General features: G+C 65.9%; 21 protein-coding genes. 13 read left to right on the forward strand and 8 right to left on the reverse strand.

Features of this window, described 5'->3' with window-relative positions:
• Positions 1–7: 7 nt before the first annotated feature.
• Together LDO41_RS24765 and LDO41_RS24770 are read right to left on the reverse strand one after the other, a co-directional pair.
• Positions 8–2,491 carry a penicillin acylase family protein gene (locus tag LDO41_RS24765; protein WP_223993115.1) on the reverse strand — a complete coding sequence of 828 codons (2,484 nt, stop codon included), beginning with the start codon at positions 2,489–2,491 and terminating at the stop codon, positions 8–10.
• A 113-nt stretch (positions 2,492–2,604) separates the two neighbouring features.
• A complete protein-coding gene (locus LDO41_RS24770) occupies positions 2,605–4,101 on the reverse strand; it encodes a sulfite reductase subunit alpha (RefSeq protein WP_223993117.1) in 1,497 nt (498 codons plus the stop codon).
• A 216-nt stretch (positions 4,102–4,317) separates the two neighbouring features.
• On the opposite strand from LDO41_RS24770, the gene LDO41_RS24775 reads away from it, so the two are divergent.
• Entirely contained in the window at positions 4,318–5,508 is a 1,191-nt protein-coding gene (locus LDO41_RS24775) for a mechanosensitive ion channel family protein (RefSeq protein ID WP_223993119.1), read from the forward strand.
• 20 nt (positions 5,509–5,528) lie between these two features.
• Here LDO41_RS24775 and LDO41_RS24780 read toward each other — a convergent pair whose 3' ends face one another.
• From LDO41_RS24780 to LDO41_RS24795, 4 genes are all read right to left on the reverse strand, one after another.
• Positions 5,529–6,260, reverse strand: coding sequence for a DUF4198 domain-containing protein (locus tag LDO41_RS24780; protein ID WP_223993121.1), 732 nt, complete (start codon positions 6,258–6,260; stop codon positions 5,529–5,531).
• Positions 6,261–6,286: 26 nt separating this feature from the next.
• The gene (locus tag LDO41_RS24785; protein WP_223993123.1) at positions 6,287–8,725 is read right to left on the reverse strand and encodes a TonB-dependent receptor; all 2,439 of its coding nucleotides are present in this window, start codon (positions 8,723–8,725) and stop codon (positions 6,287–6,289) included.
• Between the two features lie 116 nt (positions 8,726–8,841).
• Positions 8,842–9,882: a FecR domain-containing protein gene (locus LDO41_RS24790; protein WP_223993125.1), complete on the reverse strand. Its 1,041-nt coding sequence runs from the start codon at positions 9,880–9,882 to the stop codon at positions 8,842–8,844.
• Positions 9,879–10,415 carry a sigma-70 family RNA polymerase sigma factor gene (locus LDO41_RS24795; protein WP_223993128.1) on the reverse strand — a complete coding sequence of 179 codons (537 nt, stop codon included), beginning with the start codon at positions 10,413–10,415 and terminating at the stop codon, positions 9,879–9,881. The genes LDO41_RS24790 and LDO41_RS24795 overlap by 4 nt, the downstream gene beginning before the upstream one ends.
• A 211-nt stretch (positions 10,416–10,626) precedes the next feature.
• On the opposite strand from LDO41_RS24795, the gene hisD reads away from it, so the two are divergent.
• From hisD to LDO41_RS24850, 11 genes are all read left to right on the forward strand, one after another.
• Complete coding sequence (hisD, locus tag LDO41_RS24800; protein ID WP_223993137.1) at positions 10,627–11,949, forward strand: histidinol dehydrogenase; 1,323 nt, start codon at positions 10,627–10,629, stop codon at positions 11,947–11,949.
• Positions 11,946–12,722, forward strand: a complete 777-nt coding sequence (locus LDO41_RS24805) for an SDR family NAD(P)-dependent oxidoreductase (protein ID WP_223993139.1) — start codon at positions 11,946–11,948, stop codon at positions 12,720–12,722. The genes hisD and LDO41_RS24805 overlap by 4 nt, the downstream gene beginning before the upstream one ends.
• Positions 12,719–13,768 carry a LacI family DNA-binding transcriptional regulator gene (locus LDO41_RS24810; RefSeq protein ID WP_223993140.1) on the forward strand — a complete coding sequence of 350 codons (1,050 nt, stop codon included), beginning with the start codon at positions 12,719–12,721 and terminating at the stop codon, positions 13,766–13,768. Before LDO41_RS24805 ends, LDO41_RS24810 begins: the two co-directional genes overlap by 4 nt.
• Positions 13,765–14,739, forward strand: a complete 975-nt coding sequence (locus tag LDO41_RS24815) for a 3-hydroxyacyl-CoA dehydrogenase (protein ID WP_223993141.1) — start codon at positions 13,765–13,767, stop codon at positions 14,737–14,739. Before LDO41_RS24810 ends, LDO41_RS24815 begins: the two co-directional genes overlap by 4 nt.
• Before the next feature lie 82 nt (positions 14,740–14,821).
• On the forward strand, positions 14,822–15,835 hold the full coding sequence (locus LDO41_RS24820) for a Bug family tripartite tricarboxylate transporter substrate binding protein (RefSeq protein ID WP_223993143.1): 1,014 nt from the start codon (positions 14,822–14,824) through the stop codon (positions 15,833–15,835).
• 39 nt (positions 15,836–15,874) lie between these two features.
• Positions 15,875–17,278, forward strand: coding sequence for a 3-isopropylmalate dehydratase large subunit (gene leuC / locus LDO41_RS24825; protein WP_223993145.1), 1,404 nt, complete (start codon positions 15,875–15,877; stop codon positions 17,276–17,278).
• Positions 17,275–17,880, forward strand: coding sequence for a 3-isopropylmalate dehydratase small subunit (gene leuD / locus LDO41_RS24830; protein WP_223993148.1), 606 nt, complete (start codon positions 17,275–17,277; stop codon positions 17,878–17,880). Before leuC ends, leuD begins: the two co-directional genes overlap by 4 nt.
• A 39-nt stretch (positions 17,881–17,919) precedes the next feature.
• Complete coding sequence (locus LDO41_RS24835) at positions 17,920–18,783, forward strand: isocitrate lyase/PEP mutase family protein (protein WP_223993149.1); 864 nt, start codon at positions 17,920–17,922, stop codon at positions 18,781–18,783.
• 29 nt (positions 18,784–18,812) lie between these two features.
• Positions 18,813–19,835, forward strand: coding sequence for a tripartite tricarboxylate transporter substrate binding protein (locus tag LDO41_RS24840; RefSeq protein WP_223993151.1), 1,023 nt, complete (start codon positions 18,813–18,815; stop codon positions 19,833–19,835).
• A gap of 494 nt (positions 19,836–20,329) precedes the next feature.
• Positions 20,330–20,773 (forward strand): ferric iron uptake transcriptional regulator, encoded by a 444-nt coding sequence (fur, locus tag LDO41_RS24845; RefSeq protein WP_223993154.1) that lies wholly within the window; start codon positions 20,330–20,332, stop codon positions 20,771–20,773.
• Between the two features lie 129 nt (positions 20,774–20,902).
• Positions 20,903–21,262, forward strand: coding sequence for a hypothetical protein (locus tag LDO41_RS24850; RefSeq protein ID WP_223993156.1), 360 nt, complete (start codon positions 20,903–20,905; stop codon positions 21,260–21,262).
• Between the two features lie 40 nt (positions 21,263–21,302).
• Here LDO41_RS24850 and LDO41_RS24855 read toward each other — a convergent pair whose 3' ends face one another.
• A complete protein-coding gene (locus LDO41_RS24855) occupies positions 21,303–22,208 on the reverse strand; it encodes a DMT family transporter (protein ID WP_223993158.1) in 906 nt (301 codons plus the stop codon).
• A gap of 587 nt (positions 22,209–22,795) precedes the next feature.
• Here LDO41_RS24855 and LDO41_RS24860 point away from each other — a divergent pair.
• Complete coding sequence (locus LDO41_RS24860) at positions 22,796–23,119, forward strand: PadR family transcriptional regulator (protein WP_223993433.1); 324 nt, start codon at positions 22,796–22,798, stop codon at positions 23,117–23,119.
• Between the two features lie 105 nt (positions 23,120–23,224).
• Here LDO41_RS24860 and LDO41_RS24865 read toward each other — a convergent pair whose 3' ends face one another.
• Positions 23,225–26,089, reverse strand: a complete 2,865-nt coding sequence (locus LDO41_RS24865) for a bifunctional diguanylate cyclase/phosphodiesterase (protein WP_223993160.1) — start codon at positions 26,087–26,089, stop codon at positions 23,225–23,227.
• Positions 26,090–26,099: the final 10 nt, after the last annotated feature.

The raw sequence follows: 26,099 nt of genomic DNA on the forward strand, positions 1-26,099 counted from the left end.
GCGACGTTCAGCGTGGAACCAGTTCCACGCGATCGACGCTTTCCTTCTCCACGGCCTTACGCGAGTACACCAGCGGGAAGTACTGCCCCTTGGCCCACACCGGCGCGAGATCGCGGTAGTGTGGGTTGGCGGGATTGCCCGACTGGCCGGGCGTGTTGACCACGCGCGACGCGTCCCAGTTGCCGACGTCGAGCACCATGCGGTATGACGCGCCGGCGGTCAGCTGGAAGTCGCTGTTGCGGTAGGTGGTGGCCATCGGCGTAAAGGCCGAACCACCGATCGGTCCCGCGTTCACGTCGTATTGCTGGCGTGCGGACGCGTCAAGGATCGGGCTCAGCGGATGGTTGAACGCCGCCGTATGGAGCTTGCCCCATTGCCATGCGCGCATATCGGGGCCGAGCTTCTGCTCCACCTCGACGATCGCCCCTCTCAGCGATGCGAGGATGACCTCGCTGCGCTTGGCCGTGTCCATCCACGGTTCGGGCTGCTCGAGTACCGCGATCACGCGTGCCGCGTCGCCCGCACCGACGAGCTTGGCGCCCTCCGGCGACAGCGCCGCGCGTACCACGGCAGGACGCAGGTGCTTGCTGAACCAGACCTCGAACAACGCGGCGGGTGCGCTATCCGCGCGTTCATTGCCGTCCCAGCCCCGCAGCAGTTCCAGTCCACTCCGCAGCTTCGGGTCTGTACTATCGATGCCCTTGAGCAATGCCACCACACGTTGCGCGGGCAGCGAGACCGTATCGGTCTGCCAGGCCATCGAGTCCGCCAGCGAGCTGCGCGGATTGGCGCCGACCACGGCCTTGAGCCGCCGCGCGCGCGAACTGTCGCTCCATTCGTAGCCGACGCCCTTCTGCGCGGCCGGATGATCGGCGGGAATGTTGTTCTCGTTGGCGGTGACCACATAGCCAGCGGCCGGGTTGTAGGTCCACGGCAGCTCATCCATATTGCGATAGCCGGCCCACTCGTAGCGGCCGTCGCCGGGCACCGGCGTGAGCCCATCCCAATTGGGACGAATCACGGTGAGGCCGCCGGGCAGCCAGCCGATATTGCCGCCGCGATCGGCGAACACCTGGTTCTCGCCCGGCGCGCCCCACCGGTTCAGCGCCGCGCGGAACTGATCCCAGTTCTGGGCGCGCATGTAATCCATCGATCCGAAGTACGGCGCCATGCCGACGTCGAGCCAGGCCGCGCGCAAGGCGTAGGCGCGCTGTCGGCTCGCGTCCGCGTAGAGCAGCGGCCCATGCCGTGTGTAGTCGATGGTGACGGTGCGCGGCGTCGCCTCGCCCTTGACCGCGATCTGCTCGGTCACGGTCTTCATGGGCTCCCAGCGGCCCTGATACCGGTATTCGTTGGGCTGGGCCGGGTTGGTCTCGTAGACGTAGAGATCCTCCTGATCCATGTAGAAGCGCGTGAGTCCGAATGCGATGGTGCCGTTGTGGCCGATCGAGATGCCGGGCAGGAATGGTTCGCCGGCACCGATGACCGACAGGCCCGGCGCATTCAGATGGCTGATGTAGCGCAGGCTCGGCGCACCGTGCGCGCGATGCGGATCGTTGGCGAGAATCGGCCGGCCGGTGGTAGTGCGCGCGCCGGCGATCACCCAGTTGTTCGAGCCGAGGCTACGCGCGAGATCGCTGGCGGGATCCTGCAGCACGTACAGTTCGTCCAGTGGCACGTCGGTCTTGCTCGCGGCCTTGGCGGCGGGCGTCCACCAGTCCTTCGGAAAGCGCGGCGCGGCGGTGGCGAGGTCGTAGGCACGCTTGAGCTCGGCGGCGGGAATCCCACACGGATCGAGGCCTTCCGGTAGTTTCGGTTCGATCGGCGGATCGAGCTCGCGCCGCAGCCAGTCCGCGCGCACCGCGTCCGGCTTGACCTGGCAGTAGATCTGCGCGCGATCGACTTCGCCGGTGAAGTTCAGCGTCAGGCCGTGATGACGGATGCGCACGATATCCTCGGCGCGCCAGTACGATGGCTTGTAGCTGAGCAGTTTGAACTCGGGTGGCAGCAGTTCAGGATGCGCCTCGGTCTGCGACACGAACGCATTGACGCCCGCTACAAACGCTTCGGCCACGCGCTTGGCATCGGAACCGTACGCAAGCCATTCACGATACATATCGCCACGGAACAGCACCGCGCGCGCCATACGGTCGCCATCGACATACTGCGGCCCGAAGTCCTTCGCCATCTCGCCGAGCCCGCGCTTGCGCCACAGATCGATCTGGAACAGCCGGTCGCGCGCGGCCATAAAGCCCTGTGCGTAGAACGCGTCGTAGAGCGTGCCCGCATAGATATGCGGCACGCCCCAGCGATCGACGAGGATGCTGGCGGGCTTCTCGAGGCCCGGTGCGACATAACGTTCTGGGGGCGCGGCTGACGCGAGTTGCGCGGTGCCGGCCAGCGCGAGGCTGGCGAGGGCAAGCGTGAGGCGGGAACGCTGGGTGCTACCGGAACTGCGGATGGAACGGCGGCTGCGATGCTGGCGATGCATGGGTCTCCTCGTTCGTTGTTGGCTCAACGATCGAGGATAGACAACGGTGCGTGCGATGACGAGCCCGCATCGTCAAACGCGCGTTTGCTGCGCGCGCGGCTTCAACGCAGTTTTCAATACACGTCGCGGCGATAACGCCCGTCTTCAGTCATCTGCTGCAATGCAGCGTCGCCGACGATCGACACCAGCGCGTCATGCACGCCGCCGGCCATGCCCTGCAGGCTGCCGCAAACATGGATCGACGCGCCGTCTGCGATCCAGTCACGCAGCGCCACCGCCTGCTCGGCCACGGCGTCCTGAACGTAGCGCAGCGGTCCGCCATCGCGCGAGTAGACGAGGTCGACGCGCTGCAGCACGCCACTCGCCTGCCATTGCACGAGCTCGTCGCCATAGAACGCATCGTGCGCGGCCGAACGTTCGCCGAACAGCAGCCAGTTGCGATACTGGCCCGCGGACGCGCGTGCCTTCAGTAACGCGCGCAAGCCCGCGAGGCCGGTGCCGTTGCCGATCAGGATCAGAGGCCGGTCATCGGCCGGCGCATGGAAGGCGCGGTTGACGCGCACGCGCATGGCGATCGCCGCGCCCACCGCCGCATGTTCGGTCAGCCAGCCCGAGGCCAGCCCCACGCGCCCATCGGCGTGGCGCTGCTGGCGCACCAGCAATTCGAGGCGTCCATCGGCGGGCAGCGAAGCAATCGAATACTCGCGATGCGGCAGCGCCGGCAGCGCGTCGACGATGCGCTGCGGCGACAAGCCCGCCAGCGTGTCGAGATGTGCATCAGGCAAAGGCAGTCGTGTGGCCAACGCGTCGGCGAGCGTGGTCGGCCGGCTGTCGCAACGGACGGGCGCGGCGCCATCGAGCGACAACCGCGCCAGCAACGCGGTGACGACGTCGGGCGGATGGCACGGACCGACTTCGGCGATATCGCCGGCCGACCATTCCAGTGCGTTCTGGTCTTCCGGCACGAGTGCAAGATGAAAGGCCGGCTCGCCAGCGCTGCCCGGATTGAGCAGGCGACGTTCCACGAGTTGCCAGCGACCATAGCGCGGCCGCGCCCAATCGGCGATGTCGGCACCGCCCGACAGTGCCGACAGATGGCTCTGCCAGTGCCGCAATGCGCCGGGATCGCCGTTGTCGACCTCGACCATATCGAACAGCGGCTGCGCATGATGACGCTGCAGCCAGGCCGACAACGTATGACCGAACGCGCAGAAGCGCGCATAGCTGCTGTCGCCGAGCGCGAGGATGCCGTAGCGCAACTGACGCAGGCTGTCCGGCGCACCCCCCGCGAGCATACGCCGCGTAAATCCAGAAGCGCTGTCCGGCGCATCGCCCTCGCCCGTGGTGCTGACGAGAAACAGCGCCTGTCCGCATGCGGCGAGCTGCGCGCCGTCGAGATCGGCGAACGATGAAACGCGCACGGGCACGCCAGCGCCTTGCAACGCGCGTGCGGTCTGCATCGCGAGTTGCTCGGCGAAGCCGGTCTGGCTGGCGAAGGCGATCAGCGTGGGGCGCTCGGTAGCTGCGTCGGCATCTTTGCCCCCGGCCCGCGCGGCACGGCGGCTGCCGAGGAGGCCGACAACAAACGCGATCGGCGACGGAAATCCCATGACGTCATCCCGGCTACGGCCGGAGAAAGGTGTTTCAGGCCGTGGATGATAATGGCCTTCACTCAGGAGGACAACGCGACCAGGCGTCGCGGACATGACGATCGATGACCGCCGTCATGTGTTTGCCCCCCTTTCGCGCGCGCGAGTGGCCACTACAATGCTTGGTGACGAAGCGCGCCGCGCGTCGTTTCCCCGCGAGGAGCTATGTTCGCAGACATGTTTCGCATCGTGGAAGGGCCGGACGGGTGGCCGCAGATCTACGTCCAGACCGACAGCCTGCCGGTGGCAGTGGCACTGGTCGTGGGTCTGCTGGTGACGATCGCGCTGGCGAGCATCCTGTGCTACGCCATCACACGCGTCCTGCTGCTGTGGGCGGTGCGGCGCCTGGCACGCGGCGAGCACCGCAAGTGGCTGCGCGCAGCTCAGCGGCGCAAGGTCTTCGATCGGCTCGCGCCGATCGTGCCGGCATGGATCGTCTACGTGTCGGCACCGCTGCTGACCGGCGTCTCGTTTCCGATCGTCTCGATGCTCGGTCGACCGGTGGCGGTGATCGCCGCCTGCTTCATGGTGTATGCCGCGCTACGTGCGGGCTTCGCGTTCCTGGCCAGCATCGAGGACCGCTACAGCCATTTCCCGCATGCGAGCGAGCGGCCGATCAAGAGTTTTCTGCAAGTGGCCACGATCGTGCTGTACCTGATGGCGCTGATCGCCATTGTCTCGCTGCTGCTCGATCGCTCTCCGACTTACTTCCTGACTGGCGTCAGCGCGATGACGGCGCTGCTGATCGTGGTGTTCCGCGACTCGCTGCTTGGCTTCGTCGCGAGCATCCAGCTGGCCGCCTACGACATGCTGCGCATCGGCGACTGGATCGAGGTACCCGGCTACGTCGCCGATGGCGTGGTCACCGATATCTCGCTCAACACGATCAAGGTGCAGAACTTCGACAACACGATCATTACGCTGCCGAGCTATGTGCTGCTGAGCAACGGCGTCAAGAATTGGCGCGGCATGATGGACACCGGCGCGCGCCGCGTGCGGCACGCCATCCCGTTCGATGCGGACAGCGTGCGTCTGTGCGACACGGCATTGCTCGACGCGTTGCGCGCGAGCCCGGCAGTGCGGTTACCACGCGCACTCGATAACGCCGCCGAGCGCGACGCGCTAACCAACCTCGGCATGCTGCGCGTCTACATGCTGGCCTACTTCCGCCAGCACCCGGCGATCCGCGCCGATATGCCGCTGGTGGTACGCCACGTGCAATCGACCAGCCAGGGCCTGCCGCTCGAGGTCTTCCTGTTCGTCAACGTGACGGACTGGGAAACCTACGAGCATCTACAGTCCGACCTGTTCGACCACGTCTATGGCGTACTTCCCATCTTCGGCCTGCGCGTCTGGCAAAAGCGCTAACGCGCTGGCGCTTTTACCGCTTACTTGGCTGGCGAGGGGTTCGCTGCGGGCGGTGCGGGGATCGGGTCCACGCCATCGGCCTTGATGTACGTCACCGACGTCACGTAGCTCACCGCCGTGTACCGCTCCGCGCCCTTGGCACCGTTGCGCTCGCCGGGGGTCTGGTCGTTGTGGTGTACCTCGGCCACGTAGGTGCCCTTCCACGGCAGGTCGAACTTCACCACGCCGTGCTCATCGGTATTGGCTTCCTTCGCCCAGCCCGATTGCGTGACGAGCGCGACCTTGGTCTTCGGCAGCGGCTTGCCCTGGAAGAACAGCTTGAATGCGCCGGCCTCTCCCGTGGGGACGAGATCGAGCGGCAGCTTCGGTTGCTGCGGCGCGAAGTCGGTGACCAAACGCGCAGCCGGGTAATACCAGCTGGAGACTTCCTTGTCGCCGCGCTTGAACGTGGAGATCGGATAGCTCGCCTCCTGCGCGATCACGGACTCGCCCGCGGCCGCGCTGAACGGCAGCGTGAAGCCGTTGGCGGTCTTCACACCAGCGGCGGTCTTGTCGCCCCTGGCGGAGATCAGCGTGGCGCTCGGCGCGACGAACTTGTCGAGCAGGCCCGGCGACGCCTCGCGAAGGTTGTCTCCAAACTCGCCGAAGCGGATTACCGCGCGCTGGTCCGCGGGCTCGATCCAGATCTGGTGCGCCTGCGCGGCGGAGGACAGGGCCATCAGGGCAAACGCGATGGCGGTGGTCTTGGTCATCAGAATTTCCTCAAGTCGGAGTCACGTCAGAAGTCGATCTGCGCGGACAGCAGTAGGGTGCGGGGCGCCGCGACGGTAGCGTAGGTTCCACTCACGAGCCAGTAGTCGGAGTTGAACAGGTTCTCGACATTGGCGCGGAACACGACGGACTTGCCCATGACCTTGGTGCGGTAACGCGCGCCCACATCATAGCGGGTCCACGACGGCATGCGCAGCGTATTGGCCGCGTTGAAGTACACCGCCGAGGTATTGATGACGCGGCCCGACAGGCTCAGCCCCGGTACCCACGGCATGTCCCAATCGACGCCGAAGTTGAACGTGTGATCGGGCACGCCATTCGCATCCTTGCCATCGTTCACGCCACCGGCCGTGCGTTGCAGCTTGGCATCGTAGAACGTTGCGCTGGCCATCAGGCGCAGGCCGCGCACGACCTCGCCGTATGCCGACAGCTCGACGCCGCGGTTGCGCTGTTCGCCATCGAAGCTATACAGGTTGGTGGTGGGATCCGTCACCGCGCTCGGGCGCTTGATCTGGAACGCGGCCACGCTCGTGGTAATGCGGCCCCAGTCGACCTTCACGCCGGTTTCCATCTGGCGCGACTTGTACGGCGGAAATACTTCCCCGGCGTTGGCCGCCGTGGTCGGTGCCACACCGCCACGCGTCAGGCCCGACGTGTAGTTACCGTACAGCGAGACGTAGTTCAGCGGCTTGATCACAAAGCCGGCCAGCGGCGAGATCGCGCTCGCGTCGTAGCTCGACGTCTGTGCGCCCGTCGTGGTCGAATAATTCTCGAGCGACACCTTCTGGTGACGCAGGCCACCGGTCAGCAGGATGCGATCGTTGAGGAAAGACAGCGTGTCGGTCACGGCCACGCTGGTGAGCGCGGTATCCGAGGCCTTCTGCGCGTCCGTGCGCGCGCCGATCACGGCCGGCAGCGGCGTCGGGTTGTAGATGTTGGAGGCGACCGACGTCTGGTTCGCGATATACGCGTTGCCGAGTTCCTGATCGAGGCGCGTGAAGCCCACGTTCAGCGTATGGCCCACACCGAAGGTGTCGAACGTAGCGCGCGCCCCCACTTCCGCGGTGCTCGTCTTGCTGTACGAATCGTAGTAAGAGTTGGTGACGCGGAAGTTGCCGAGCGCATCCACCGGACCCGACGGGAAGGTCTGGTACGCGGTACCCCCACGGTACCCGCCGGCCGCATAGACCATCAGGTTCGGCGCCACGTCGTACTCGATGCGCGACATCACCGCCGAGTCGTGCAGCCACAGCTGCGTGCCCGGGAAGAAATTGCGGTGACCCGACGGTGCATCGGGAATCGACGTCACGCCTGCGGCAAAGCCGATCTGCGGACGGAAGTTCTCCACGCCTTCATGCTGCGAGTACGCATCGAGCGACCAGCGCAGCTTGCGACCACGGTAGTCGAGGCCGAGCGCGCCAAGGCCCAGCTCCTGCCGGCCGTCGTCGAGATTGCTCTTGCCGTTCTTGTACACGCCGTTGACGCGCACACCCCATTCCTTCTCTTCGCCGAAACGGCGGCCGACATCGGCCTGGACGCCGAGGATCGACTTGCTCTCGTAGGTGGTGGTCAGGCGCGTCAGCGGTTCGTCGCCGGCGCGCTTGGTGGTGATATTGATCGCGCCACCGACGCTGCCGTTCGGCCCAATGCCGTTCAGCAGCGTGCCCGGTCCCTTGAGCACTTCCACCCGCTCCATGATCGCGGCGGGCATGCGGCTCGACGAGACCAGACCGTACAGGCCATTGACGCCTACGTCACCGCTCGGCACCGTGAAGCCGCGGATCTGGAAGTCTTCGCCGAAGCCGCCCGTGGACGTTAGTGTGCGCACCGAGGCTTCGTTGATCACGACGTCGGCCAGCGTACGCGCCTGCGAGTTCTCGATGGTCTCGGACGTGTAGTTCATCGTGCTGAACGGCGTGTCCATGACATCGAGTGAACCCAGGATGCCGAGGCTGCCGCCGCGCGCGACCTGGCCACCGGCGTACGCGGGCTGTAGCTGGTTGTCCAGCGAGGCCGTCACCGTGACGGCCGGCAACGTGGCGCCGCCGGCGGTGCTGCTCGTGTTACCCGTCGGGCTGACTACCTGATAGCTGCCATTGGACTGCTCGACCACGGTCAGGCCCGACCCCGCGAGCAGGGCATCGAGGCCGCCGCGGGCGGAGTAGCTACCGTTGAGGCCGCTGCTTTGCTTGCCGGTGGCGATCTCGGGCTTGAACGACAGCATGATGCCGGCATCGCGGCCAAAGCGGCTGAGGTTATCTTCGAGCGTGCCGGCGGGAATCGCATAGGTCCGCGCGCTCGCGGCCTGTGCATACGCGGCAAACGGCACCGTGGCGGCCGGCACGGCCACCGCACCACCGAACACGATACGGCCCACCACGGACGTCAGCAGTTTACGGCGAATGACACGATGAGACTGACGCTCGCGCGTCCGGACGTGGCCCATGGATGAAACCTTTCGATGGAAGAGAGTTGAAGTACCTGTCTTCCCTGACCCGCGAGTTTCGAAAAGAGATCAGATTTCTCTGATTTTTTTCAAAAGAAGAAAAATATCGGCCGCCGCTAGCGGGCGCCAGGCGGAACGAGGCGGATCTCGTCGTGACCCCAGAGGCGGCTGACCACCTGCTGGCGCACGTTGAGTGTGGTGGCGAGCGTGTCGAGTACCTTGCCGACATCGTCGAGCGGGTACGAGCCCGATACCAGCACGTCGCGCAGCGTGGGATCGCAGGAGAGCGTGGCGCGGCTGTAACGGCCGAGCTCCGCGATGAAATCGTCGAGCCGCATGCTGCGCGCGACGATAAAGCCTTCGGTCCATGCGATGCCGGCCTTGCTGGCCGCAGTTGGCATAGAGATCGTCTGCGCGGTGTAGCTCGCGCTATAACCCGTCTGCAGCACGAGCTTGCGCGCGGGATTGTCACGCGGGCGGATCTCGACGGCACCGGCGTAGACGGCCACGTCGGTGTCGTGCGGGCGCGCGCGCATCACGTACTGCGTGCCGAGTGCGCGCGCGGTACCGAACGCGGTCTCGACCAGGAACGGACGCGGCACAGCTTCTCGATCGGGCGCGGTCGTGATCAGTATCTCGCCGGCAATCAGCCGCACGCGCCGCTCGGTAGCAGTGAACAGAATATCCACGGCGCTGGCGGTATTGAGCATCAGCGTGGTGCCGTCCGACAGCACGATGCGGCGGCGCTCGCCTACGCCGGTGCGGTAGTCGGCCGCCCATTGACGCCACGATGTTTGCTCGCGCGCGGTCCATGTGACGCCGCCCACGATCGCAAGTATCGCCAGGGTCTTGATCGCATGACGGCGCGGGCGCGACTCCGGCGGCATCAACGCGGCGCGGGCGATCTCCGCGGTGGCCGGCGTTGCTAACGGTTGCAGCCGGCCCTGCACAGACTCGATGCGGCGCCATGCGCGTTCGTGATCGGGATGCGCGGCACGCCAGTATCGCCAGGCGTCCACCACCTCGGGCTGCGCTGCAGGGTCCTGCAGTTCCACGAGCCACTCCAGCGCCTGCTCGGCGACCTGGGGCGGCACGGTGTTGGCATCGGACGTGGCGCGATACCACGAGGAGGTGGAGGAATGCGAGGGCGCTTTCATCCGACGAAAGACAGGTCGGCGAAATAGCAACGCTGCAATGCCTTGACGAGGTAACGCTTAACCGTCGGCACCGAGATCGCCAGTTCCTGCGCGATCTGCGCATGGGTATGGCCATCGAGCTGCGACAACAGGAAGGCCTGGCGCACGATCGGCGGCAGCCCATCGAGCAATCGGTCCAGTTCCACCAGCGTTTCGAGCATCATCGCGCGCGCTTCCGGCGACAGGCCCACGTCGCGCGGCGCGTGAGCGAGCGCGTCGAGATACGCCTGCTCGAGCTTCTCGCGGCGCCAGTGATTCGACATCAGATTCTTCGCCACCGTCGTCAGATACGCGCGGGGCTCGTCGAGCTGGGCGGGAATGCGCTCGCTGTTCAGCAGCCGCAGGAACGTGTCCTGTGCGAGGTCCGCCGCATGCTCGGCGCTGCCGAGACGGCGATGCAGCCAGCTTTTGAGCCACGAATGGTGGTCGACATAAAGGGTGGCAACGGAAGGCGCGGCGACGGCGGAGGGGAGAACGGAACCCGAGGTGCTCATGGGCCGTAATGATAATCATTGTTACTGTCAAACATCCAGCATGTCGGCCAATCCTTACAACCGGTGTCGAGGGAATACAACGAAGCAGGCGCCTGCGTGCGTCCTGCGTGACTTTGGGGACACTCTCAGGGTAATTACTGACTTTGCATACGAATGCAACGACTCTATTCTGCATACGTATGCACAAACATCCCCCGAGGAGACCTACCCCATGATTCGTTATCTCAAGCGCGGACGTGACGTCCAGGCACGTGCCAACGACGACACCGCTGTGCGCAACACCGTCGAAGGCATCATTCGCGACATCGAAACCCGCGGCGATGCGGCGGTCAGCGAGTACAGCAAGAAGTTCGACAACTGGGATCCGCAGGACTTCCGCCTGTCGCAGTCCGCGATTGAAAAGGCAGTCAAGAGCCTGTCGGCGCGCGAACTGGAAGACATCCGCTTTGCCCAGACGCAGGTGCGCAACTTTGCGCAGATCCAGCGCGACTCGATGCTCGACGTTGAGGTCGAGACCCGCCCGGGCGTGTTCCTCGGCCACCGCCACGTACCGATCAACGCGGTCGGCTGCTATATCCCGGGCGGCAAGTATCCGCTGCTGGCCTCGGCGCACATGAGCGTGCTGACCGCCAAGGTGGCGGGCGTCAAGCGCGTGGTGGCGACGGCGCCCCCGTTCCATGGCGAGCCGCACCCGGCCATCGTCGCCGCCATGCACATGGCTGGCGCGGACGAAATCCTCGTATTGGGCGGCGTGCAGGCCGTGGTGGCCATGGCCGTCGGCACCAGCAGCATTGCACCCGTGGACATGCTGGTCGGCCCGGGCAACATGTTCGTGGCGGAAGCCAAGCGCCAGTTGTTCGGCCGCGTCGGTATCGATCTGTTCGCCGGTCCGACCGAGACGCTGGTCATCGCCGACGATTCGGTGGACGGTGAGATGTGCGCGGTGGACCTGCTGGGTCAGGCCGAGCATGGCCCGACCTCGCCGGCGGTGCTGTTGACCGATAGCGAAGCCCTCGCGCATGCCACCATCGCCGAGATCGAGCGCCAGCTCAAGATCCTGCCGACCGCCGAGATCGCGGCCAAGTCCTGGGCCGAGTTCGGCGAGGTGATTGTCTGCGACACGCGCGAAGAGATGCTGCAGAAGGCCGACGAGCTCGCCTCCGAGCACGTGCAGGTGATGACGCGCGATCCGGACTGGTTCCTGAACAACATGACCAACTACGGCGCGCTGTTCCTCGGCCCGCGCACCAACGTCGCCTTCGGTGACAAGTGCATCGGCACCAATCACACGCTGCCCACCAACAAAGCCGCGCGCTACACCGGCGGTCTCTGGGTCGGCAAGTTCCTGAAGACCTGCACCTTCCAGCGCGTGACGACGGATGCCGCCAGCGCGGAGATCGGCGAGTACTGCTCGCGCCTGTGCCATATGGAGAACTTCGCCGGTCATGGCGAGCAGGCCAATATCCGCGTGCGCCGTTACGGCAATCGTCCGGACGTGCCGTGGTACGAGCCGGTGCCGGAGCTGCAGGGATGACAGCCGCAACGCCACTGCCTTCGTTCGGTGGTTTCCGTCTCGACGGCAAGCGCGCGCTCGTCACCGGTGGGGGCCGCGGCCTTGGCCTGGCGGCGGGCGTGGCACTGGCGCAGGCCGGTGCCGCGGTGACGCTCGCCGCGCGCTCCGGCGCCGAGCTGGAAATGGCGTGTGCCGCGATTCGCGCGCAGGGTGGCCGCGCCGACTTCCTGGTACTGGATGTCACCGATTCCGCCGCAGTCCGCAGCGCGATCGAGAGTCGTCCGCCGTTCCAGATCCTCGTCAACAACGCGGGCATGAACCGGCCCAAGCTGCTGACCGAGACCCCCGACGAAGACATCGACGCGGTCTTTGCGCTGAACGTGAAAGCCACCTTCTACGTCGCGCGCGAAGTCGCCCGCAGCCTGCAGGCCGCTGGCCTGCCGGGCTCGATCATCAATGTCTCGTCGCAGATGGGACACGTGGGCAGCCCGCGCCGCACACTCTACTGCGCCAGCAAGCATGCGGTGGAGGGCCTGAGCAAGGCGCTCGCGTGGGAGCTGGGACCTGCCGGCATTCGCGTCAACACGCTGTGCCCGACCTTCATCGAAACCGCGTTCACCGCGTCGATGTTCGAGGACCCGGCGTTCCGCCGCTTCGTGGTCGACAAGATCGCGCTCGGTCGCGTGGGCCAGATCGACGAGGTCATGGGCCCGATAGTGTTCCTCGCCAGCGACGCGTCCAGTCTGATGACGGGTAGCGCACTGATGCTCGACGGTGGCTGGACCGCGGCATGAAAGCCAAGGTGACCGCGCACGACGTGGCCCGGCTGGCGGAGGTCTCGCAGTCCGCCGTCAGCCGCGCGTTCACGCCGGGCGCGAGCGTGGCACCGGAGACGCGCGAGCGGATTCACAGTGCCGCGCGCAAGCTCGGCTATCGCCCCAACGCGATCGCGCGCAGCCTTATCACGCGCCGCAGCCGCATCATCGGGCTGGTCATGAGCTATCTCGAGAACCAGTTCTATCCGGTGGTGATCGAACGACTGTGTCAGGCCTTGCAGCAGGACGGCTATCACGTGCTGCTGTTCATCAGCGAGACCGAGGACGCGGACAGCGTGCTCACCGACATTCTTCAGTACCAGGTTGATGGCATCGTGATGGCATCGACGACGCTGTCGTCGGCGCTCGCCAATCACTGCATCGACGCCGGTATTCCGGTGGTGCTGTTCAACCGCGTGGCGCAGTTGGGCGCGATGGGCTGCTACTCAACCAGTTCGGTCACCTCGGAGAACCGCGAGGGCGGGCGCCTCGTCGGCGAGTTGCTCGTCAGCAAGGGACACCGTCGCATCGCATGGCTGGCCGGCGCGGAGAACGCCTCGACCAGCCGCGACCGCGAGGCCGGATTATGCGATGCGCTCGCCGCGGCGGGATTGCCGTTGCACGCACGCGGCGTCGGGCACTACGACTTTGCCGAAGCCCGGCAGGCGGTGCTCGCGCTGTTCCGTGACCCCGCCAACCGTCCCGACGCCCTGTTCGCCGCCAACGACCATATGGCCATTGCCGCGCTGGAGACCCTGCGCACCGAGCTCGGCATGCAGGTGCCGCACGAGGTATCGGTGGTCGGTTTCGACAACGTGCCGCAGGCCGCGTGGCCTTCGTTCAACCTCACCACCGTGCAGCAGGACGTGGAGCAGATGGTGGACGCCACCCGCACGCTACTGTTCGAGCAGATCGGCGGGCAGGTGATGGCCCGCAGCGTCAGTGTGCCCTGCGTGCTGATCGAGCGCGGCACCGTACGCGTGCACACGCCGCATGCGCATAACAAAACCTACGAGACAACATGATCGACAAACACGACCTTCACAAACTGTGTGGCGGCCGCCCCGTGGCAATCGTCGGCGCCGGCCTGGTCGGTGCCGGCTGGGCCATCGTCTTCGCGCGCGCCGGCCTGCACGTGAAGATGTTCGACGCGAACCCCGAGATCACGCGCAAGGCGGTGCCGCTTATCGACACGCAACTGCAGGGGCTGCATCGACACGGATTGATCGACGAGGCACCCGCTGCCGTGCTGGCCCGCATCAGCGCGGTCGATACGCTGGCGCAGGCCGTCGACGGCGTCGCGTACGTTCAGGAATCGGTGCTCGAACGCGTGGACGTGAAGCGGCAGCTGATGGTCGATCTGGACGCGCTCATCGCGCCCGACACGATCGTCGGCAGTTCCACCTCGGGCATTCCTGGCTCGGCGTTCGCGCTGGGCCTGTCGATCTCGCCGCGTGTGCTGATCGCTCATCCGGTCAACCCGCCGTACCTCGTGCCGGTGGTGGAACTGGTGCCGTCGCCGGAGACCGCCACGCGCACGGTCGATGTTGCCGACGCGCTGATGCGCGCGGTTGGCCAGGCCGTGGTCCATGTGCGCAAGGAAGTCGAAGGCTTCGTGCTGAACCGGCTTCAGGCCGTGCTGTTGCGCGAAGCGTGGGCGCTCGTGCAGGAAGGCGTGGCCAGTTGCGAGGACGTCGACAAGACCGTCCGCGATGGCCTCGGCTGGCGCTGGTCGTTCATGGGCCCGTTCGAGACCATCGATCTCAATGCACCCGGTGGCGTGGCCGACTACGCCGTGCGGCTGGGTCCGCTGTATCAGCGCATCGCCGACTCGCGCGGCCACGACACCCCGTGGGACGCGGATCTGATCGGGCACGTCGAAGCGCAACGCCGCGAGCATCTGTCGCACGACGACCTCGAAGCGCGCCGCGCATGGCGCGATGAACGTCTGATGGAATTTGCCGCGGCCCGGCGCACGCGGGACCCACGAAACTGAATACCCAGCCAACAACCGCATCGACCACGATATCGACAAGGGCACGCAGATGCCTATTCCCAACAAAACAGGAGACCTCCAAGTGAAACAGCCTCTCGCCACCCTCACCACTCAAACCCGCCGTCTGCTTAACGTTACGCTTGGTGCCACGCTCGCGCTGGCCGCCTGCGGCCTGTCCGTCGCGCACGCGCAGGGCAGCTATCCGACCAAGCCGATTCGCCTGATCGTGCCGTTCGCCAATGCCGGCGTGACCGACACCAGTGCGCGCATCGTGGCCGAGAAGCTCGGCCAGGAACTCGGCCAGCAGATCGTGGTGGACAACAAGCCCGGCGCTGGCGGCAATATCGGCACGCAGATGGTCGCCAAGGCCGACCCCGATGGCTACACGCTGCTGCTCGGCTACGACGGCACGCTGGTGATCAATCCCAACGTCTACGCGAAGGTGCCGTTCGACCCGCTCAAGGACTTCGCTCCAATCGGCAAGATCGGCGACGCGTTGCTGCTGATCGCGGCCAACCCGAAGCTCGGCGTCAAGAACGTCGCCGATCTGCAGAAGTACGCCAAGACGCTGCCGGGTGGTGTGTCCTACGGTAGCGCCGGCAACGGCAGCACCACGCATCTGGCTGGCGAGATGTTCCATCAGCGCACCGGCATGGCGATGACCCACGTGCCATACAAGGGCGGTGGCCAGGCCCTGCTGGACGTGGTCGGCGGCACGTTGCCGATTACGTTCGCGGCCGTCACCGGCGCGATGCCGTTCGTCAAGAGCGGTCAGGTCGAGGCACTCGCCGTGACTTCGCGCCAGCGCGCGCCGTCGTTGCCGAACGTCCCCACGCTGATCGAAGCCGGCTTCAAGGACTTCGAGATCAACTCGTGGGTGGGTCTGCTGGCCCCCGCGAAGACGCCCAAGCCCGTGCTCGACAAGCTCAGCGCCGCGCTGCAGAAGGTGCTCAAGGACCCGGCCATGGTCGAGCGCCTGGCCTCGCTCGGCATCGTCGCCACGCCGGGCACGCCTGACGCCTATGGCCGCGAGATCGCACGTGATCTCGACAAGAACAAGGCGATCACCAAGGCCGCCCATATCAGTCTCGATTGATTTCGCCTGCTGCATGGATGTCCCCACCATGCCAAGACCATGACAACACTATTCGACAAGATCTGGGCCGCCCATGCGGTGGCCCGCAACGATGCCGGCGAAGACCTGATCTACATCGACCGGCATCTGGTACAGGAAGTCTCGAGCCCGCAGGCCTTCGCGAGCATGGCCGAGGCCGGTCATACGCTGCGCTCGTCGCCGCGTCATATCGCGGTGCAGGATCACAACGTGCCGACCACGGCCGATCGCCTGACGAATATCCCCAATGCGGAGAGCCGCGAGCAGATCGCCACGCTGCGGCGCAATACGCAGGCCACCGGCATGCGGCTGTTCGACCTCGATCATCCGCTGCAGGGCATCGTCCACGTCATCGCGCCGGAACTCGGCTACGTATTGCCGGGCAGCACCGTGGTCTGCGGCGATTCGCACAGCGCCACGCTCGGCGCGATGGGTGCGGTGGCCTGGGGCATCGGCACCTCGGAAGTCGCGCATGTGATGAGCACGCAGAGCCTGTGGATGCGCAAGCCGCGCACGCTGGGCATCGCCATTTCCGGCGCGCTGGCGCGGGGCGCATACGCGAAGGATCTGGCGCTCGCCATCATCCATCACATCGGCACCAGCGGCGGCAATGGTTATGGCGTCGAGTACTTCGGCCCCACGGTACAGGCCCTGTCGATGGAGGCGCGGCTCACGCTGTGCAACATGACCATCGAGGCCGGTTCGCGCTTTGGCCTGATCGCGCCCGATGCCACCACGCTGGCCTATCTGCGCGATCGCGTGCAGGGCGCCGCGCGCGAGCATTTCGAACGGGCCGCGCAGGCCTGGAGCACGCTGCGCACCGACGCCGCCGCGGATTTCGATCGCCACGTCGAGTTCGACGCCGGCACCGTGTCACCGCTCGTCACGTGGGGCACCACGCCTGCCGACAGCGCGGCTTTCTCTGGCCGCGTCGGCGACGGCGCCACGCGGACCGAGCCGTCCGAACGCGCGCGCCTGGAGGAGAACCTCGCCTACATGGGCCTGACGATGGGCCAGGCGCTGTCGTCGGTACCGATCGATGTCGCCTTTATCGGTTCCTGCACCAACGGCCGTCTGGAAGACCTGCGTGCCGCCGCCGAAGTCGTGCGTGGGCGCCGCGTGGCGTCGAGTGTGCGCGCGCTCGTGGTACCCGGCTCGGGCAGCGTCAAGCGTGCGGCCGAGGCCGAAGGCCTGGCTAAGGTGTTCGTCGATGCGGGCTTCGAGTGGCGCGAGTCGGGCTGCTCGATGTGCATCGGCATGAATGGCGACAGCCTCGCGCCGGGCGAGCGCTGCGCATCCACCTCCAATCGCAATTTCGAGAACCGGCAGGGACAAGGGGGGCGTACCCATCTGATGAGCCCCGCCGCCGTCGCGGCCTCCGCGCTGCGCGGGCACCTGACCGATCCCCGGGAGTACCTCGCATGAAAGCCGTCATTGCAGAAGTCCAGGGCCGCGCCGCGGTCATGCAGCGCGACGACATCGATACCGATGCCATCTTCCCGGGACGCTTCCTCCGCCTCGTGCAACGCACGGGCATGGGCGCGCATCTGTTTGCCGACTGGCTGGCGGAAGGCCGGCCGGAAGTCGCCTTCATGCGCGAGGCATCGCCGCCGCGCATGATTGTTGCCCTGCAAAATTTCGGCTGCGGTTCGTCGCGCGAGCATGCCGTCTGGGCGCTGTCGGATTACGGCGTAAAGGCCGTGGTGGCACTGTCGTTCGGTGACATCTTCCGCAACAACTGCGTCAAGAACGGCGTGGTCGCGGCGATCGTCTCGCCAGCCGACCACGCGCGCCTGTCGCACGTGCTCGCCGCCGACGCCGACGCGCCGTTGCATCTGCGCGTGGCCGAGCGCACGCTGCAACTACCCGATGGCAGCGTCATTCCAGTCGTGCTCGCCGATGGCCATGCAGAGCAACTGCTCTCCGCCGAGGACGAGGTCGACCGCACGCTGCGTCACGACGCGGCGCTGCGCGCCTACGAGGAACGCGTGCGGCGCGATCAGCCGTGGCTGGCCTCGCTGGACTGAGCCGCATTACTTTTTTCCTTCTTAGCTACTGGAGCCGTCATGGCCAATCCCATTCTTCGCCAGAAACTTGCCGCGGGCGAGTTCATCACCATCCCCGGCGTGCAGGACATGATCGCCACCGTCATGACCAACAAGGTCGGCTTCGACATCATCTACGGTTCCGGCTACTGGCTCACGGCCTCGAGCCTGGGCCTGCCCGATGCCGGCATTGCTACCTATACGCAGATGGTCGATCGCATGCGCACGATCACGCGGACGTCCAAGGCCGCGCTGATCGCCGATGCGGACACCGGCTACGGCGGCCTGCTCAACGTGCATCACACCGTGCGCGGCTACGAGGAGGCGGGCGTCACCGCGATCCAGATCGAAGATCAGGAGTTTCCGAAGAAGTGCGGTCACACGCCGTTCAAGCGCTGTGTGCCCATCGAGGACATGGTCGAGAAGATCAAGGTCGCGTCCGAAGCGCGCGAGGACAAGGAGAACTTCCTGATCATCGCGCGCACCGATGCGCGCGCGAGCCTCGGCGTGGACGATGCGATGCGCCGCATGGAGGCGTTTGCCAAGGCCGGCGCCGACATCCTGTTCTTCGAGGCGCCGCAATCCGAAGAGGAAATGCGCCGCGCGTGCGAGGCCTTCGACCTGCCGATGATGGCCAACATGGCCGATGGCGGCAAGACGCCGATCCTGCCGGCTAGTGTGCTCAAGGAGATCGGCTACTCGCTCGCGATCTTCCCGGCCATGACCAGCCTGGTGGCGGCCGCCGCGATGGAGAAGTCGCTGCGCCATCTCAAGGAAGCGGGTACCAGCCTCTCGCCCGAGATTCCGATGGCCGACTTCAACGAGTTCTGCCGCCTGATCGGCTTCGAGGAAGTCTGGGACTTCGAGAAGCGCTGGGCACGCTGACCACAACATAAATATTGGAGGAGACCAACATGCCGTTTATTCGTGCAACCTTCCGCACCACTCGCCGCAGCCCGTTCGGGAGCACGACGCTGCGCGCCATCATGCTGACTGCCGCCGCGATCGTCGCCACTGTCGGCACGATCTCGCCGGTGCTGGCACAGCCCGCCTGGAAGCCCGACCGTCCCGTTACCATCGTCGTGCCTTACGTCCCCGGCGGCGGCACCGACGCCTCGGCGCGCGCCACGGCCAAATTGCTCGGCGAGCAGTGGGGCCAGCCCGTGCTGGTCGTCAACCTGCCCGGCGCGGATGGCCTGATCGGCACGCGCAAGGTCACGGAGGCCAAACCCGACGGCTACACGCTGTTGCTGCAGACGCCAGCCATCGTGCTGACCAAGCACGCGCCCTCGTTCACCGGCACGGACCCGCTGACCGCACTGGTCCCCGTGACCAATATCGCGCAATCGCCGGGCGTGATCGTGGCCAACGGCAAATTCCCCGCCACCTCGCTGCCGGAGCTGATCGCGTACTGCAAGGCCGCCACCACGCCGTGCTCGATGGGTACCGGCGAGAACGTGGCCAAACTGTTCGGCCAGCAACTCAAGGCGGAGGTACTGCCCAACCTGATCGTCGTCAACTACAAGGGCACGGCGGCCATCATCACCGACATGATCGCCAACAACGTGAACTTCGCGGTGACGGGTGTGGCCTCCGCGCTGCCGCATCAGAAGGCCGGCACGCTGAAGATCGTGGCCAACCAGGGCACGCATCGCTTCGCCGGCGCGCCCGAGGTTCGCACCGTGGTGGAGACCGGCCTGCCGCAGTATGAGTACACCACGTGGTTCGGCTTGTTCGCGCCGAAGGGCACGCCGCCCGCCGTGACCCAGGCCATCTACGCCGCCGTGCGCGAGGCCATGGGGAACGCCGAACTGCAGAAGGCAATCACCTCGGCGGGTGCGGAGCCGCTGGTGAATACGCCCGACGAGTTCGCGGCGCAGGTGCGCAAAGAGGACGCTCGCTTCACCGCGCTGGCCAAGCGCTATCCGCTGAACTGACGCCGGCCATGCGGAGTACCCCCAAGCTCCGCATGGGCATGCGAAAATTTCTCTTGTAATGAGATCGATTCGTATTTACACTGGCTTCACTGTCTGGTTCACGCGGTGCAGGGCACAGCGAGACACCAACCGGACGGCACAGAATTTCTAAGCGGTGCCATGAGATACGCGGCATTGCTCGTTACAGACTTTTGTGGGGACCGCTCCGTCACGCGGAGCGTTTGGCAGTAGCCAGTCATCGGAAGATCAGGAAAGCATCCAGACCCCGCTTTCCCGATCGCGTCATCCGGTGGCAAGCCAGGCCGCCTTTTTATTCCGCGCGTCGTGCAGGCACGGCGCACCACCCGGGACGACCGCCATGGCGTTCTCGTCCCGGGTGTCCTTTCCGCCTGAATTTCCCGTCATGGTTTCGAAATCGGTCTCGACCTCAGGTCGAGGCATCGGTCGCGCACGCGCCGGAACCATGTCCGCCTGAGAGACCGCCGAATCGCCTCATGTCCCTGTCACCTGTGAGTACCGATCCCCGTCTGAAGCATGCTGGCCTCAAGGCCACCTCGCCGCGTATGCATGTGCTCGAGGCCTTCCGTACCAGCGACCGCCGCCATCTGAGCGCCGAAGATGTGTATCGCATCCTGTTGACCCAGGATGTCGATGCGGGGTTATCGACCGTCTACCGCGTGCTGAACCAGCTCGTGCAAGCCAATATCCTGCTACGCCATACGTTCGAGGCCGATCACGCCGTGTTCGAACTCAACGAGGGCGGGCACCACGATCACCTGATCTGCGTGAACTGCGGCCGCGTCGAGGAATTCCGCGACGAGGGCATCGAGCGGCGTCAGCGGCAGGTTGCGGCGGACAATGAATTCGAGTTGCGCGAGCACATGCTGGTGCTGTACGGGTTATGTCCCGCATGCCAGCCACGCGTCACGGACGATTGAGCAAAGCCAGAGCGTTGTGTGCGGACAACGTCTCTTACAGAATCGCCAACGCTTGTTACAAAGGCGTCAAAACCGTAATACGCCACACCGGTAGAGTGGAGGTACAGCATCACACAACTGGTGAAAACAATGAACAAGCGCCCTCTTCTCGGATCCACTCTCGCCATTGCAGCCGTCGGCCTGGCCGCGCTGGCTGCATCCACCTCCGCGCTTGCCCGCGTCGACGTCGATGTGAACATCGGCGCACCGGCGCCGGTCTATGTTGCGCCCGCGCCCGTCTACGCCCCGCCTCCCCCGGTCTACGTCGCCCCGGCCTATGGGCCGCGTCCGGTCGTGGTGGCGCCGGTCGTGATTGGCTGGCACGGTGACCGTTATTGGGACGGTGGCCGCTGGTACTCGCGCCGCGAGTGGCACGATCATGGCCGCCACAATGGTCACTACGCGGGGCACGACGATCACGGTCACGACCGCGGCCCGCATCACCACTGATTCCGACGTTTTCCGCCCGCGCCGGCCTGCGACCGCCTGGTTAAGCCGCGCGCGGGGCCGAAGCCGGTCGCGCGGGCCGCAGCACCATCCACACCGCACCGCCGATCAACGCCAGGCCTACCGCATGCGCGGGCGAGAGCGTCTCTCCAAGGAAGATCCAGCCCCAGAGAATGCCAAACGGCGGAATCAGGAAGGTCACCGTCAGGGACCTCACCGGGCCGATATCGGCAATCAGGCGGAAATACATCACATAGGCGATGGCCGTGCAGAACATGCCGACAGCCAGCATCGCGGCCCAGACCCCGGGCCCCGCCAGCGGCAGCGTGTTCTCACGGATCAACGCCACGGCGCTGAACGGCAGCAGGAACAGCGTCGCGCCAATCAGGCTGCCGCACGCCACGAGCCGGTTGTCGAGCCCGCCCTGCGCGGTGATCCAGCGCCGCGTCAGAAAGCCCGCCAGCCCGTAGCAAAGCGTTGCCACCAGGCAGGCGGCCGCGCCGAGCAGCACGCTCGGCGAAAAACTGACCGGCCCGGTGCGCGTCAGAACCGCCACGCCGAGCAGACCGAGCACAACACCGATGCCCTTGGCGCGAGTCAGCGGCTCGGCGAAGAACAACGCGCCGATCAGCACGCCCATCAGCGGCGTCATCGCGTTGAACACGGCGGAATATCCTGCCGGCAGCCATAGCGCGGCCACGGCGTACATCACGAATGGAATGCCCGAATTGATGACGCCGAGGATCATCACCGCGCGCCACTTGCCACGCATGTCCCAGCCGACGCGCATGAATGCCAGACACGCCGCCAGCGTGACGGCACCGATCAGCACGCGAAAGAACGCCGCCGGCAGCGGCCCCAGCACCGGCGCGCCGATACGGATGAACAGAAAGCTGGCGCCCCAGATCGCGGAAAGCGCGAGCAGACGAGCGATATCGTTAGGTTTCATGCGGCAGTGGAATTGTGACGAGAGAAGGGCAAAGTCGATGACAAATAGCGTTGCGCAAAACACACAACCTTGGCCACACACGTCGTCGCCGCGAAATACGGGTTACCTCGATGACGTATATCGACCATTACAGCGGCTTTTTAAGCACTTCGCAAGCCGCTTTCGGACATCTGCCTGAGGGGACGCAAGTCGGCCATGGGAGCCGCCTTCCGCGTCGAAACGCCTGTTTTATGCACGCAAACTGGGCATAAACGGCAGTTGTTGCATATATGCTGCGCTGCCTGCGTCACATCGCCAAAATCGACACCCCCCGAATGGAGGGGTACCTACCACAAGGCGTGACATCGCGTATTCGATTCCTTTAAACTCTGTTCTGCGCCAGAGTTAATTGACCCCTCCGACGCATTCCCGACAAGCCGCCAGGCCCTCCTGGCGGCTTCTTTTTTTGTGCAATCCAGAAATGGTGCGCAGCGGGAATGGAGTATCGTACGCTACTGGCGTCGCGTATTGGGGTGGTGCGCGCGCTTGTAAGCCGCTGTAACGAATCTGGCGTCAACCGCCGCCCCAAGTTTTGCGTTGCCTGCGACATGAAAAGACAGTTCCTTGGCCTGCTGGCCCGCGTCTATGTGCTGCAATTCGCCATGGAGGTGCCCGCCACCGTTGCCATGCTTGCAGAAATGCTCGTCGAGTACGGGTTCCAGGTCGATATCGGCTCCGTGCGACCCCTATTGCGAGCGCTCCAGATGGAAGGCTATCTGGAGAGTGTGCTGCGCGACGGCATTGGCCGGGTCTATCTGCTGACCGAAATGGGTCGCGAGGAGTTGGCAAGCAGCCGCTCCCGCATCGATGAGCTCTATCGGCGCCTGCACAACCCCGACGGCAGCGAGATGTTGCAGCCGCTTCGGGCCTGAACCCACGGAAATCGCACGGCATGGATGTTTGCGCATCCATGCCGTTTTTCTTTGCGTGGGCGTACCCGTTTCTGCGTGGATGAAATGGGGCGTCTCAGGCGCGACTCAGGCGCGCGCGGTGGCGACTTCCTGCATCGGCACCTCGAGTCCCGACGACAGGATTTCGCGGAGGCGCGTCAGGCTGACGGGTGGGCAGAACAGGAAGCCCTGTACGGCGTCGCAGCCATCGTGGCGCAGCACGTCGAACTGTGCCTGCGACTCCACGCCTTCTGCCACCACCTGCAACTGCAACTGATGACCCAGCGTGATGATCGCCGCCGCCACCGCGCGATCGTGGCCTGGTGACGCCACGTCGTCGACGAAGGACTTGTCGATCTTGAGCTTGCTGATCGGCAGACGCGTCAGGTAGCCAAGCCCGGAATAGCCCGTGCCGAAATCGTCGATCGACAGCCCCACGCCAAGATCGCGGATCTGGCGGAAGGTGTCGATGGTGGTGTCGCCACCCTCGACCAGAATGCCTTCGGTCACTTCGATCGTCAGGCAGTCCGGCGGCAAACCCGCCGCGTCGAGACAACGCGTGACCGTCTCCGGGAAGCCCTGCTGGCGCAACTGCAATGGCGAAATATTGACCGCCACGTCGATTTCCCGGCGCAGTTCGCTGCGTAGCATCTGGATGTCATGGCAGGCCGTCGCCAGAATCCACTCCCCCAGCTGGCCGATCAGCCCGCATTGCTCGGCGATGGGGATGAACTCCGACGGCTGCATGACGCCGCGCTCGGGCGTTTCCCAGCCGACCAGCGCCTCCACGCCAATGATGTGGCGCGTACCCACATCGACGATCGGCTGGTAGCGCAGATAGAACTCGTGCTCCGCCAGCGCGCGCCGCAGCAGTGCTTCGATCGTGAAGCGCGTAAGCGAGGCTTCCGCCATCTCGCTGGCGAAGCGACGCAACTGCGCGCGGCCGCCCTGCTTGGCGGCATACATCGCCGAGTCGGCCGACTTGAGCAGATCCGTCAGCGAGTCTCCATCCTCCGGGAAGATCGCCATACCCAGCGATGGCGTGACGCGTAGTGCCTGCCCGGCCAGTTGCAGCTCTTCCGAGACACGCGCCAGGATCTTGGAAGCGGCGAGTTCCGCCTCGCTGTCGTGCCGCAGGTCGCCCAGCACCACCGCGAATTCATCGCCGCCCATGCGCGCCACCACATCGCGTGGCCGCACCGCGCCGCGAATGCGGTCCGCGATCGTGCGCAACACGTCGTCGCCCACCGGGTGGCCCAGCGATTCGTTGATGTGCTTGAAATGATCGAGATCCAGCAGCAGCAGCGCTACCCGATTGCCCTTGCCGCGTGCCTGTTGCAGCAGCGCCTCGGTGCGGTCGTGCAACTCGGTTCGATTCGGCAGTCCGGTCAATGCGTCATGCTGCGCGAGGTGCCGGATATATTCGTCCACGCGGCGGCGTTCGGTCAGATCGTGGGCGATCGCCAGATAGCCACCGTCGCCGGGACGCGCGTCCGACATCGCCGTCACGGTCACATGCACGGGGAGCCGCGAGCTGCCCTTCCGCAGATAGGTGGTCTCGCGGTCGTCGGCGAGCCCCAGGCGCGGCTTGGCCACCAGCGTCGCCAGACCGGGCACCACGAGCGTACCGAGGTCCTGCGACAGATCGCGTGCGCGCGCGGCCAGCTCGTCGGGGTCGAAGAGACTGGCGTACGGCATGCGGTTGACGAGTTCGGCCTCCGTGTACCAGAGCATGCGCAGGCCCGCGCGATTGACGCTCGTGATCATGCCGGCTTCGTCGAACGTGATTACGCAGAAGGCGGCGTGATCGAGCAGCCGGACATACCGCGCGGCTGCGGTGGCGGCGTCGCCCTCCGCCCGGGACAGCGACAGCCGCAGGCGTTCGTTCTCCGCCAGGCCCGCGTCGCGCGCCTGCTCCGCGGCCTGCCGGGCATCGCGGCGTTGCCGGGCGAGCCAGCCCGCGAGCCACGCCATGATCGCCGTCGCCAGCGCGCCAAGCACCAGCACGCGCAGGCCAGCCTGGCCGCGATGCGCCGCCTCGAACGCGGGCCGCGTGGCGGCATGCAGCGTCCACATCTCGCTGCCGAACTGCAGCTGCCGCTCAGCCTCGACCATCGGCTTGCGCCCGTCCCCGCGGCGCTCGCCGTCGGTCCCCTCGCCCGACAGCAGATTGGGCTCGGTTTTCGCATTGCCTTCATAGAGACTGAGCACCAGTTCGCCGGCGGCCGGGCCGCTCACGCCGCGCATCAGGTCACCCAGCCTCAGCGTGGCGTAGACGTAGCCGCTGACCGCCGCACGACGCTCGTCGCGCGTGGCGGCGGGCATGCCGGCGGGAAACACCGGCACGTACAGTACGGCACCGCGCTGATGATTTTGCGCTTCCACCTCGCGCACGAGCTCCAGACCACGCGTCATCGTGGCATGGCCGGTATCGCGCGCATTCTCCATGGCCGCGCGGCGCGTCGGGTCGCTGAGCATGTCATAGCCGACCGCGCGCGCATTGCGGCCCGCGAACGGTTCCACATAAACGATCGGCGCGTACAACGGCCGCTCGCCGGCCGGCTGGATCTCGAAGTCGCCGAGGCCGTCACTCCGGAGCGATTCGACCAGGGCCGCGGTCTGTTCGGGCGTGACCAGCTTGACGTAGCCGACCGACAGCGTGCCCGGCGGCAGATCGTCCAGTTGCGCGGTATAAACGTAGCCGCGCCATTGCGCACGCGTGGTGGTGGGCTCGGCGGCCATCAGCGCCGCGGCGCCGCGCAGCAACCGTTCGTTCTCTTCCAGCCGGGCGCGAATCGCGTCGGCCGTACGGTCGAGCAAGGCTGCGGCGTCCTGCTTCGCGACCTGATGCTCGAGCCGCTTGGCCTGCTGCCACGCGCCGGCCGTCAGCAAGGCGCCGCCCGCCGCAACCAGCAGCGCGAGCAACCCAGGCGATAGGAACGGCAATTTCATGGCAGGAAGG

Source organism: Cupriavidus pampae, from assembly GCF_914271485.1.
Taxonomy (GTDB): Bacteria; Pseudomonadota; Gammaproteobacteria; order Burkholderiales; family Burkholderiaceae; genus Cupriavidus; species Cupriavidus pampae.